This is a genomic window from Enterococcus sp. LJL98 (assembly GCF_054871745.1).
Genome location: NZ_JBTXLU010000001.1, coordinates 281,822 through 293,871 on the forward strand (window position 1 = coordinate 281,822; position 12,050 = coordinate 293,871).

General features: G+C 38.4%; 13 protein-coding genes. 2 read left to right on the forward strand and 11 right to left on the reverse strand.

All coding sequences use genetic code 11. The features are described 5' to 3' along the window. On the forward strand, nt 1–339 hold the full coding sequence (locus ACYSNO_RS01290) for a type II toxin-antitoxin system PemK/MazF family toxin (protein ID WP_461729254.1): 339 nt from the start codon (nt 1–3) through the stop codon (nt 337–339). A gap of 375 nt (nt 340–714) precedes the next feature. On the opposite strand, the gene ACYSNO_RS01295 is transcribed toward ACYSNO_RS01290, so the two are convergent. The 8 genes from ACYSNO_RS01295 to ulaG are packed head-to-tail and all read right to left on the reverse strand — an operon-like array spanning nt 715 to nt 7,657. After that, nucleotides 715–2,073, reverse strand: coding sequence for a sulfatase family protein (locus ACYSNO_RS01295; protein WP_461729255.1), 1,359 nt, complete (start codon nt 2,071–2,073; stop codon nt 715–717). A 13-nt stretch (nt 2,074–2,086) separates the two neighbouring features. Continuing rightward, nucleotides 2,087–2,371, reverse strand: a complete 285-nt coding sequence (locus ACYSNO_RS01300) for a PTS sugar transporter subunit IIB (protein ID WP_461729256.1) — start codon at nt 2,369–2,371, stop codon at nt 2,087–2,089. A 26-nt stretch (nt 2,372–2,397) separates the two neighbouring features. Further along, complete coding sequence (locus tag ACYSNO_RS01305) at nt 2,398–3,807, reverse strand: PTS ascorbate transporter subunit IIC (protein WP_461729699.1); 1,410 nt, start codon at nt 3,805–3,807, stop codon at nt 2,398–2,400. Nucleotides 3,808–3,850: 43 nt separating this feature from the next. Next, nucleotides 3,851–4,564, reverse strand: a complete 714-nt coding sequence (gene araD / locus ACYSNO_RS01310) for an L-ribulose-5-phosphate 4-epimerase AraD (RefSeq protein ID WP_461729257.1) — start codon at nt 4,562–4,564, stop codon at nt 3,851–3,853. Then, nucleotides 4,545–5,414: an L-ribulose-5-phosphate 3-epimerase gene (locus tag ACYSNO_RS01315; protein WP_461729258.1), complete on the reverse strand. Its 870-nt coding sequence runs from the start codon at nt 5,412–5,414 to the stop codon at nt 4,545–4,547. Before ACYSNO_RS01315 ends, araD begins: the two co-directional genes overlap by 20 nt. Before the next feature lie 2 nt (nt 5,415–5,416). Beyond that, on the reverse strand, nt 5,417–6,058 hold the full coding sequence (locus ACYSNO_RS01320) for a 3-keto-L-gulonate-6-phosphate decarboxylase UlaD (protein ID WP_461729259.1): 642 nt from the start codon (nt 6,056–6,058) through the stop codon (nt 5,417–5,419). Between the two features lie 21 nt (nt 6,059–6,079). Then, nucleotides 6,080–6,550: a PTS sugar transporter subunit IIA gene (locus tag ACYSNO_RS01325; RefSeq protein WP_461729260.1), complete on the reverse strand. Its 471-nt coding sequence runs from the start codon at nt 6,548–6,550 to the stop codon at nt 6,080–6,082. A gap of 42 nt (nt 6,551–6,592) precedes the next feature. Next, complete coding sequence (gene ulaG, locus ACYSNO_RS01330; protein WP_461729261.1) at nt 6,593–7,657, reverse strand: L-ascorbate 6-phosphate lactonase; 1,065 nt, start codon at nt 7,655–7,657, stop codon at nt 6,593–6,595. A gap of 153 nt (nt 7,658–7,810) precedes the next feature. On the opposite strand from ulaG, the gene ACYSNO_RS01335 reads away from it, so the two are divergent. Next, nucleotides 7,811–8,590, forward strand: coding sequence for a DeoR/GlpR family DNA-binding transcription regulator (locus ACYSNO_RS01335; protein ID WP_461729262.1), 780 nt, complete (start codon nt 7,811–7,813; stop codon nt 8,588–8,590). A gap of 61 nt (nt 8,591–8,651) precedes the next feature. Here ACYSNO_RS01335 and ACYSNO_RS01340 read toward each other — a convergent pair whose 3' ends face one another. Genes ACYSNO_RS01340 through ACYSNO_RS01350 form a run of 3 tightly spaced genes read right to left on the reverse strand, consistent with a single transcriptional unit; the run spans nt 8,652 to nt 12,050 of the window. Then, nucleotides 8,652–10,007, reverse strand: a complete 1,356-nt coding sequence (locus ACYSNO_RS01340) for a TrkH family potassium uptake protein (protein ID WP_461729263.1) — start codon at nt 10,005–10,007, stop codon at nt 8,652–8,654. Nucleotides 10,008–10,037: 30 nt separating this feature from the next. Then, a complete protein-coding gene (locus ACYSNO_RS01345) occupies nt 10,038–10,667 on the reverse strand; it encodes a V-type ATP synthase subunit D (RefSeq protein WP_461729264.1) in 630 nt (209 codons plus the stop codon). Between the two features lie 6 nt (nt 10,668–10,673). Beyond that, entirely contained in the window at nt 10,674–12,050 is a 1,377-nt protein-coding gene (locus ACYSNO_RS01350) for a V-type ATP synthase subunit B (RefSeq protein WP_461729265.1), read from the reverse strand.

The window sequence follows — 12,050 nt, forward strand, 5'->3', positions numbered from 1 at the left end:
ATGGCTAACCAACAGTATATTCCAGATAAAGGTGATGTTGTATGGATTGATTTTGATCCTTCTGTAGGAAAAGAAATTCAAAAACGCCGGCCTGGTGTGGTCGTTTCAACTTATCATTTTAATCGAACGACTGGATTTTCTGTCATCTGTCCAATAACATCCACTTTAAGGACAAACGATATTCTTTTTGCTTTGCCAAAAGAAAACATGATTACTGGTCAAGTTGTCATCGCACAGTTAAAGTCACTCGATTTTAGAAAAAGAAAAATTGAGTTCGTTGAGAAACTTTCTGAAGTCGAGATGAAAAAGATCGATCAAGTCATTGAATACATTTTTTGATAATTCTTTTTGGATAGAATGCAAAATGCAAGTTATGGAAACTCCGTGACTTGCATTTTTTCCGTACTTATTTTAAGTAAAAATGGATGAATCAGGTAAGAATCAATCCATTTTGGTAAAAGAAGAGAGGATTATAAGGGATCTTATCAATCTAAATCCTATTTAATCTTCAAGTGTAACTTCTTATAATGTATATTATGTAAACTAAAATAAATAAAACTTAAATAAGCTAGCTAGGCTTGTTTTTTTCGCCTTTTTTAGCCCCTACCGCTCTTTTGACTCTAAAAATGAACCCTTTTGGGGAGATTCGATGAATTGCTTCGAAATGTTGATATTTATTTAAATATAAGACAAAAAAGAATAGCTAATTGCTAGCTATTCTTTTAAACGCTTTGGAACATGTCCTGGAATATAATCATCACTTGAACGACCTTTTTGTTTTTCGCTTGTTCTTTTGTTGACAACCCAATCAGATGACCATTGTAATTGAGTGACTTCGTAATCATTCGTTTCATTTCGCCACGTCATTAGCTGTTTTTGCATGGTTTGAATTTCTTCAAAGTATTCTGGATGATTGATTCGATTATTTTTTTCATCGGGATCTAAGTACAGGTCATAAAATTGTTTTTTTGCTTTAAGACAATTTCCTAGTCCATTTTCTATATAAAAATCTTTGACCCGCGAGTCATTGATATTTGAAAGTTGATAGCGCTCATAATCTTCTAAATATTCTATATACTTAAAACGCTTACTTCGAACAGCTCTTGCGGGTTCATAGGAAGTATGGAAGTTCATCTCAAAAAATAAGGTTTGATTGACTTCTTCAGAACGTTCAATTAAAGGACGTAATGACTTCCCACGGACAGGAAATTCTGGTTGGATTTGCAAATAGTCACATAAAGTAGGAACAACGTCCAACTGGCTCACCAAGCCAGTAATGTCTTTTCGCTTATCGAGTGTCGGTAAATGAACGATTAATGACACTTCTAGCCCTAAATCAGTTAAGTTGTTTTTTCCAAATGGATAGGCAATTCCATGATCCGTAGTAAAAATAAGAATGGTGTTTTGAAAGATTCCTAATTTCTTTAGACGTTGAACAACTTGGCCGACACACTGATCCACGTGACTGATGCTTTGATTGTAGGCTTCAAAGTCTTCTAAAATAACTTGTTCAGAGGGAAAACCATTAGGCACCCCTCTTTTCGTTTCTGTCCCCTGCTCTACTTTAGGATATGGCCGGTGCGAACAATAAAAGCCTAAAGATAAAAAGAAATTATTCTCTGCTTTTCTTTCTGTCAGCCAATTGATGGCATTCCTTGTGTTTTCTTGATCCCAAACGCGCTTATCTTCTAAATCAGCAAGTACAGTATGGGTAGTCAGATTGTTTTGGTAGCCGATAATTTTTGCTGCTTTTTCTGATTCATGATAATGCGCTGCTTCATGCTGGATGCCACATAGAGCGGTCTCGTAATTTGCATGATTTAACCAACGAACAAAGTGTTGATTATAATCATGCATCATAAACCCTCGATTTACCAGCCCTAACATACCATTTTCATGAGGATAAGTACTTGTTAATAAGGAAGAACGACTAGGCGAACAAGTTGGAGCCACTGCAAAGGCGTTGTGAAAAACAGCCGAAGATTCGGCTAATTCTTCAAGATGTGGGGTTTCAAGGTGATATCCATATGGTCCAATAAACTTCCCACTATCATGACTATGGATGTAAATCACATTGTAACTCATATTAAAGCCCTAAAATTCGTTGTGCCGCTTCTTTAATTTCATCTTTCGACATGATATTTTTCAAGCCAACAACTTTTTCATAACCATCGACTCCTTCGAAATTATCTTTTAATCCTGCGAGAGTGTAGATAATATCAAAATCCTTCGCTTTGCTTTTCGCCGATCCTAAACTTTCATGCGTAATTTCAACTTCTTCTCCAAGCTCTGCGAAAACTTCTTTAATTTTATTTTTAATAATCATACTTGAACCAATTCCTGCGCCACAAGAGGCTAATACCTTATACATAACCTTCACTCCTATTTTCATATTCTTTAGAAATATCCTTTTTTATTTCGTTGATACTGCAATTGAGGGATAATTAGTAACAAGACTCCAGCAATAACAATCCCAACCATCTGGAACTGTTTTGTCACAGCGCCAATCGCTAACCACACTGTGGAGACGTCTAGATTACCATACCAGCCACCAAATGCAAACAATTCGAACATCATAACGCCAATTGCCCCGAGTAAGACTTGCGCAATTCCTGATAAGAAAGGAATGATCATCGCTGCTCTTCGTCCCCCACGCTTATTCGCGTAGACTGCTAATGTTGAGTTGTCAAAAAATAACGGAACAAAACCAGAGATAATCAGAATCGGTGATTTGAAAAGAACCAAGCCAGTAATTGCTAGTAATTGACCTAAAAAACCAAACAAGAAACCAATGATGATGGTATTGGAAGAGGCAAAGCCAAAAGTTGCTGCACAATCAACTGCCGGGATGGCACCTTTGAGTAAGCGATCAGAGATTCCGTTAAAGGATTCTGTAATTTCAGTAACGAACATACGAACACCTGTTTGCAAAATGATAAAACTAACCACGAAGCCCAAACTTTTGGTAATCACGTAACTAATATAAGAAAGGCTAACATTATAGGACGGATCGAATTCTGTCATCGTTTCAGGACCTAAGACAACCAGAATCGAACCAAACATGATTAGCATGACAATCGATGTTCCAAAAATATTATCAGAAAGCACTTTGAAATTATTAGATAGCTTAATGCTTTCGACATCATCTTCGGGGTTTCCAAAAAGATGAGCGATTTTATCGGTCAGCCAAATTCCTGCCATTTGTGCGTGTCCGACAGCAAAAACGCGTTCACCACCGGTTAAGTTTTGGGTTGCTTCAACCGTTAGATTAGAAAAGACGGCCCAGTAGAGTCCAATTAGGATACCAATAATCACGACGCCAGTCATATTTCGATATTCCGGTAAAGCGAAAAATATCATCCAAGTAATAAAACCCGCTTGTTTCACCATAATGTGACCGGTTGTATAGAGCGTGCGCACTTTCGTAATATTTTTAAATAAAACAAGGACAATATTGACAATAAAGCCAATCAACAAAACAAACATTGTAGAAGAAAGAGACTCTCCAATTGCTAGAATCGCTTCATTTGCAGCAGCAAAACCAAAATTCGAGTCAATGACGGCTGCATTCAGATTGAATTTTGCTAACAACCCGTTGAGCATCGGATTAAAGCCCTGCACCATCCCGGAAGAACCTACCTGTAAAATCATATAACCAATGGCTGCTTTCAAGGCTCCTGATAAGGATTCTAAAAATGATTTTCTAAGTAACATATAACCTATAAATACCAATATTGCAAGAAAAAATTCTGGTTTTGCAATGATATTATTAAACAAACTGGTAAAAATCCCAATAATAAACTCCATATTATTCACTCACTTTCCTTTTTGCTGCTGCTCGAACGAATGTTTATTGACCATAGTAAGCATTTTTCCCATGCTTTCTTAAATAATGCTTATCTAACACATATTGTGGCAATCGATTTTCTTTTGTTTGAATGAGTTCAGTCATGAAAGCCATGGAACAGATTTCATCTAGAATTAAACTATTTTCAATGGCATGTTGAACGGAGTCGCCCCAAGTAAAGGGACCATGACCGTTAACTAGTACACCGGGAATGCTGACGGGATCAAGTGCTTGAGTTTGAAACGTTTCGAGAATCACTTTTCCAGTGTTTTGTTCATAGGCCTCTTCCACTTCTTTTTGAGTGAGTTGGCGGGTAATTGGCACTTCCCCATAAAAGGCATCAGCATGTGTTGTTCCGTAAAATGACAATGATTTTCCGGCTTGCGCCCATGACACCGCATGCTTGCTATGTGTATGAACGACGGATTGAATGTCTTTAAATCCGCGGTACAATTCTAAGTGTGTCCATAGATCAGAGGATGGTTTCAGGCTGCCTTCTTCTATTTGATTGCCTGCTAAATCCGTCACAACCATTTGTTCCGCGCGCATCGTTTCATAACTTACGCCACTAGGCTTGATGACTATAATTCCTAGATCGCGATTGATCTCACTGACGTTTCCCCAAGTCAATTGGACCAAACCCCATTTCGGTAATTGCAAATTTGCTTGAAAGATTCGTTCTTTCATTTGTTGGATCTCAGTTTGAAGTTCCGACATGATAGCCCGCCTCCTTTAAGATAGGTAATAAAAAATCTTTGGCTTCTTGGATCTGTCTTGCTGGATCTTCGTCTGTTTCGCTCCACATTTCAATTAAAAAACTGCCATTGTAATTTAGTCGCTTTAGTGTTTTTAAACAACCTAAGAAATCCACATCGCCTCTTCCAAAAGGTACATTTTTAAACTTGCCAGGAAAACCATCTTTCACAGATAATGTATCTTTTAAATGTACTGCTGTGATTGCTTCAATGCCCCTGCTTAGTTCATCTCCGACATCATTTTCAGGCCAAGCAGACAAGTTACCAATATCGGGATAGCATTGTAACCACGGTGAAGGGATCTCTCTTTTTATTTTCATGAATTTACTAATCGAATTCATAAAAGGGTCATCCATAATCTCAATCGACAGCATGACTTGTTTGGCCGCTGCCAATTGAACGGCTTTTGTAAGATTTTCAATAAAATATTCACGACTCAAGATGGACTTGTCTTCATAATAAACATCATAACCTGCTAATTGGATGTTTCGAATACCTAGTTTAGACGCTAAGTTGACGGCTTTTTCCATAATCTGTAAAGCCTGTTCGCGTTTGATTCTATCCTTTGAACCAAAGGGATACCGTCGATGGCCACTTAAACACATGGAATAGATGTTTACACCTGTTTCAATGATGGCTTGTTGCACTTCAGAGAGTGTTTCATCGGACCAATCAAGCCTTGCTAGACGTTCGTCAGTCTCGTCAATAGACATTTCAATATAATGAAATCCAAGTGCTTGCGCCATTTTTAATTTATCAAACCAAGAACTATTTTTGGGTAAGGCTTTCTCATAAATGCCCAGCGTTAACATGTTTATTCACCCCACAGTTCCCGAATCTTTTGTTTAAATGCGCGCGCTGCTGCTGCAGGATCTTGTGCCTCCGTAATTCCCCGCCCAGCAATAAAAGTATAGACTTCAATGCCTTGAAATAATTCGACTGTTTCGATATCTAGGCCACCAGTGACTGAAACCTTGAAACCCATCTCAATCAAGCGCTTCACTTTAGTTAAGTCCTTTTCCCCCCATGTTTCACCAGCTAATAAGGCATCGCGGCTTTGATGATAAATCGCTTGATTAATTCCTGCATCTAACCACGTTTGTGCTTGTTCATAAGTCCAATCCCCATAGAGTTCAACCTGGATTTCTTCGATTTCTTTCGCAGCGGCAATCATTGTGGCAACTGATGCCGAGCAGATGCAAGTCATCCAACTGGCTCCGCGTTTCGCGCAGTTTCTAGCAACGGTCCCCCCTGCATCCGCACATTTCGTGTCGGCAACAATTAATTTTTCCGGAAATAAGGTCCGGATCATTCGAACGACCTCACTACCGACTTCTAACATGAGTACGGTACCGGCCTCGATAATATCCACTTCATGGCCAACTGCTACAGTTGCAGCAATTGCTTCATGAACCGTTGAGTGATCTAGAGCCACCTGTAAATTTGGAATCGCCATTCTTTTTTCCTCCAATTCCTCTCAATTTAGTTGTTTTTCATGTGTTAATAAATTGTCAAAAGTTCCCTCGTTTTCGGTTTTTAATAACGCTTCAATCAAAGTGTCGTTAGACAGTAGGTCAGTCAATCTGGTAATGTTTTGTAGATGTTCGTCTGCATTTTGGGCAGCGAGTGTAAAAAAGAGCTGTGCACTTTTTTCTTCTTGTGTTTTTTCATCATAAAAAAATACAGGAGTATGAAATTTAGTAAAGGAAATGCCACTTTTGATAACACTTTTTGGATTTCCTTCTGCATGTGGCATTGCGATATTAGGCATAATCACAATATAAGGGCCAAATTGTTTAATCGCTTGAACAATCTCCGTTATATATTCTTCTGTGATGTACTGTTCTTTAAGTAGCGTTTGACAGGACAAATGAATGGCTTCCTCCCAGTTTTTGGGTTGTTTTATGGGATAATCGACTAATTTATTTTTTTTGAAATAAGTTAACATTGTTTTTCTCCTTTGTTCGATCGCAACATTTAAGCGATTTTTTTATAAGAATGAAGGATAAGGCAGGTCATTTTCTCCTTCGAAGACATCATGGAAGCCACGATCGAAGTTAAATCGTAGTTTGTTGGTATCTTGGGGGAAATTATACTGCCCTCCGACTTGCCAAATAAATGGTTTAAAGTTGTATTGTAACCTATCACGTTTGAATTCCCATAATGTTACGATTTCTTCAGGGTCAGCCATAAAATTCGTCCAAATATCATGATGAACAGGAATCACTACTTTTGCTTTTAATGCTTCTGCCATTCGTAAAACATCCACTGAAGTCATCTTATCTTGAATGCCTGGAGGGTTTTCGCCATAGTTAATCACTGCAACATCCACCGAGTGTTCTTTTCCATGTTTGGCAAACATGACTGAATAATGTGAATCTGCTCCGTGGTATAAGTTTCCCCCGCTTGTTTCGAATAAAATGTTCACTGCAATATCATCCATTTCAATCGGCATTGTTCCAGTTAATTGATGTTCTGGATCATCAATCGTCACCAGCGCCGTACGGTCAAACGATTCTAGCGCTACAACTTCAACACTTCCAACAGTCACTCGATCATTAGGTTTTACGATGATTGTTCTTTCGGCAGGTACTCCCCAAGAAATCCACGTATTAACCACTTCCTTTGGTCCAATAAATTTTGCTTGCGGGCAATTTTGGGCAACAGAGGCAGCAGTAACAATGTCTAAATGATCGGAATGAATATGAGAAACGACTAAAGCATCGATATTTTGAATTTCAAAGGGATCAATCACAAAAGGAACATTGCGTAAGTTTGGTTGCATGTTCCTTACGCCGCCAATTCGTTGCATCTGATGGCCCTTTTTCATTTTACCGTTTCCATGCGTTCGCTTCCCCGTACCGTTCCACATATCCATGACAATGTTTGTTCCTTCATAGGTTTTTAACCAAATGCCTGTACAACCCAACCACCACATGGCAAAAGAATTTTCTTCTACCACTTTTGCTGAAATCTCTTCTGTTAGCCAAGTTCCCCACTCTGGGAAAGTTTCTGTTAGCCATCTTTCTTTTGTTACTTCATTGATATGATTCAAACAAATCACCCCTAATATTTTCTATATGTTAATATTAAGTGTTCGAGAATGCGTTTTCAACCATTCTATATGTTCGAATGATTGAAAAATATATTAAAAACAAGTATTATGAACATAACGTGTTTGAATATTAGGAAATGGTGGTAGAAGATCATGAAGAATTCACTCTCAAAAATTGAACAACGAAGAAAGACGATCGCCGATTTTTTAGCAAAAGAGTCCAACCAAACGTTAGATGTGAACGAATTAGCAGAGAGAATGAACGTCTCTACTATGACAATTCGTAGAGATTTAGATGTGATGGAACAAATGGGAAAAGTGGTTCGAAACCATGGCAGCGCCACTTTAAATGAGTACCAAAGAGAAGAAGGCTACACGGAAAATGACTCTTTGGAGAAAATTAAGATTCAACTAGCCAAACAAGCCAGTACCTATATTGAAGAAGGAATGACCTTATTTATTAATTCTAGTTCCACAGCTTTGCAAACCGTTGATTTTTTAAAAGAAAAAATTGTAACTTTAATTACGAATAACTTACAGGTCAATCGCTATGAGATTAATCCACAATCAACCGTTATTCTATCTGGTGGAGAAATACGTCTACCAAAAGAAGTTTTGGTTGGTGATTTATGCGTCACCAACTTTAGTCAAATTTATTCCGATTTAACGATTATTGGATGCTCAGGCATTAGTGCTGCCACAGGAATCACAACCATCAATATTCATGAATCAAAAGTGAATCATGTCATGATTCATAATACGAACGGCCTCGTAATCGTTGTTTGTGACTATCGAAAAATAGGAGTTGATAGTAAGTTTATTGTGAGTGAAATTGAAAAGATTGATCTCTTGATTACCGACATCTATGCCAATCCTTCGATGCTTCGCGAAATTGAAGCGAAAGGGGTCACGGTCGTTCAAGTCGCTTTTTAGTCAAACAAAAAAGAGGAGGCCTCAAAAGGCTCTTCCTCTTTTTTGTTTTTCTTATTGTTGTTTATCCGATAATCACTGATTCCTCTGGATATTTAAACGTTTGTTTTTGATTCATTCCTTTTGTCACCAAGGAGAAAATCACGGTCATAATTCCAACACGACCAACAAACATTAATAAAATAATCAGTAGTTTTCCACTAATCGTGAGTGCCGGGGTGAGTCCCATCGTTAGTCCAACCGTTCCTAAAGCAGAAACAACCTCAAAAACAATGTACTCTAAACCTAAGCCATTAATGTCTGGAACAGTCTCCGTTACGGATAAAATCATCGTGCTAATAATAACTAATGAGAGTAAAAGAAAGAATAAAACCAAGCTTCTTGAGACGATGGATTCTTTTATCGTCCGTTCATCAAATTCAGCATGTTCCTTCCCTTTAAAAATACTCACCAATTTAATAATTAAAATACCAAAAGTCGTTGTTTTGAAACCTCCTGCTGTCGATCCAGAAGTTCCACCAATAAACATTAAAACAATTGTCAGTAGTAACCCGGCATGGGTCATTGATAAGTAATCGACAGAGAAAAAACCAGCCGTTCTTGGTGTAACCGACATGAACATGGTATTAAAGAAACGTTGAAACGCATTTCCTTCGACAAGCGCTACCCCATTTCTTTCCGTAAGCATAAAGCAAAGTGTACCAAAAAGTAAAAGACCTCCAGTAACAAGCAAGGCGATTTTACTATGCAAGGACATCCTTTTGCCCTTTTTATAAGAAAGCACATCATACCAGACTAAAAAACCAAGTCCTCCTGAGATAATTAAACCACTAATAACAGAGAGCACCCAAGGATTTTGTTGAAAACCAACCAAGCTATCACCAAATAGATCAAATCCAGCATTACAAAAAGCAGAGATAGCATGAAAGAAACTATACCAGGCGCCTCTTTTCAAGCCAAAACGAGGAATAAAATCAACGGCTAACAAAAGAAAACCGATAAATTGGATAAAAAAAGCATTTTTCATGATGTAAATCATCAAGCTCATTTCTCCGCGGCGATTATCAGAGTTTAAGGACTGCCTTAAAACAATACGCATGCCCAAGCCAACTTTCTTACGCGTCACCAAATAAAAAATAACAGGTAATGAAATGAACCCCAATCCTCCGACTTCAATTAAAGTCAAAATCACTACTTGACCAAAAAAACTCCAATGCACAGCAGTCGTTACTGTCGTTAAACCTGTCACACAAGTTGCCGACGTAGCAACAAACAATGCATCCAGAAAGTGAGTGGACTCCCCTGTTTGGGAAGCAATTGGCAGCGACAATAATAGGGCCCCTACTAAAATGATTGTGGCAAATCCTGTAATAATGACTTGTGGTGCTGTAAAATGAACGGCACGTTTTTTGCTAACCATAGCAATCGCCTCGCTTTATCTCAATTGATTTTATTTCCCCATATTTTTGACTTTAATCATCCGAGTCACTCCGGCGCGTTCGTTTTCTTCTAATTTCATTTTGATAAAATAAATCGTTTCTTCGAGTTCTGGGATCGTCATATACTCTAAGGCGTTCACACGTCGGCGCGTTTTCTCAATTTCTTCAGCCATTAATTGACACGTTTTCTCAATTTCTGTCAATTCCAAAAGTTTTGGTAAGACGTTTGTAAAACGCTCAATCGATAAGTCTAAAGGCACATTTGAATTTAAGAAGCCATATTCTAAGGGGGTATCTGTGTAAGTCTCATTATAATCAAACTTCATCACAGGTACAACCACACTCATAATATTTTTTTTGGAAATATCCAATGAGACTTCAGTTGCCGGTAAAATAAACAGCTCTTCGATAAAATTTTCGTTCAAAGTTGCATTTGCCAAGCGAAAGGCCTTCATCGCATGTGTCATTTCTGCTTCCACTGTTTTTCGCAACGTATTGTTTTGACGAATCAACAAGATAAACTGTCGCATCAGTTCATCTTGTTTATCTTTTAATAATTTATGTCCTCGTTTCGCGGTACCTAATTGTTTCGATAAACGAGCAAGTTCCATCCGTGTCGGATTCACATTTTTAATCGCCATATTTTTCTACCTCTTTTCTGGCAGATATTCATCAATCATTTCATCTTTAATTCGTTTCAACTCTGTTCTTGGTAGCATATTTAAAAGCTCCCAGCCTAAATCAAGTGTTTCAATGATTGAACGGTTCGTATCGTATCCTTGATTGACATATTCTTCTTCAAATCGTTCAGCAAATTTCGCATAGATTCGATCGGTTTCAGATAATGCAGACTCACCTAAAACAACGGCAAGCTCTTTTGCTTGTTTTCCTTGCGCGTAAGCAGAGAATAATTGGTTCATTGTCGGTGCATGGTCAATCCTTGTCTTACCATCTCCTGTTCCTTTGTCCTTCAAACGAGAAAGCGAAGGAAGGACATCAATTGGAGGTTCGATTCCTTTTTTGTATAAATCACGAGATAAGATAATTTGTCCTTCTGTAATATAACCGGTTAAGTCAGGAATCGGATGCGTTTTGTCATCTTCTGGCATCGTCAAGATGGGAATTTGTGTAACAGAGCCGTTAATCCCACGAATACGCCCTGCTCGTTCATAAAGCGTCGCCAAGTTTGTATATAAATAACCCGGATAACCTCGGCGACCAGGGACTTCACGCCGAGCAGCAGAAATTTCACGTAACGCTTCACAGTAGTTTGTCATGTCGGTCATGATAACAAGGACATGCATACCTTTTTCATATGCTAAGTATTCCGCAGCAGTTAAGGCCATTTTGGGTGTTGCAATACGTTCAATCGCTGGATCATTAGCTAAATTCATAAAGACAACGGAGCGATCAATTGCACCTGTTTCACGGAAGTTCTCCATAAAATACTCTGCTTCTTCAAAAGTAATCCCAATACCAGCAAAAACTACAGCAAAATCATCATCGGTGTTGAGTACAGCAGCTTGACGCGTAATTTGAGCAGCTAATTCTTTATGGGGCAAACCAGAACCTGAAAACACTGGTAATTTTTGTCCGCGGACCAAGGTGTTCAAGTGGTCAATCGAAGAGATCCCGGTTTGAATAAATTCGTCTGGGTAATCCCGTGAGATTGGGTTAATTACTTCTCCGTTAATATCCATCATTTTTTCAGGTAAAATTTCCGCTCCACCATCGCGCGGACGACCTAAACCATCAAAAACACGCCCAACCATATCTTCTGAAACGCCGAGTTCTAAGGGATGCCCCAAAAATCGAACGGCTGATTCCCGAAGATTAATGCCTCCCGTTCCTTCAAAAACTTGTACGAGCGCTTTGTCTTCTTGAATTTCTAAGACTTGCCCTTGCCGAATTTCTCCATTTTGAAGGCGAACTTCAATTAATTCTTCATATTTAACACCTGAGACGCGATCGACAGCCATTAACGGGCCCACCACTTCACCGATTGTTTTATATTCTTTAATCAA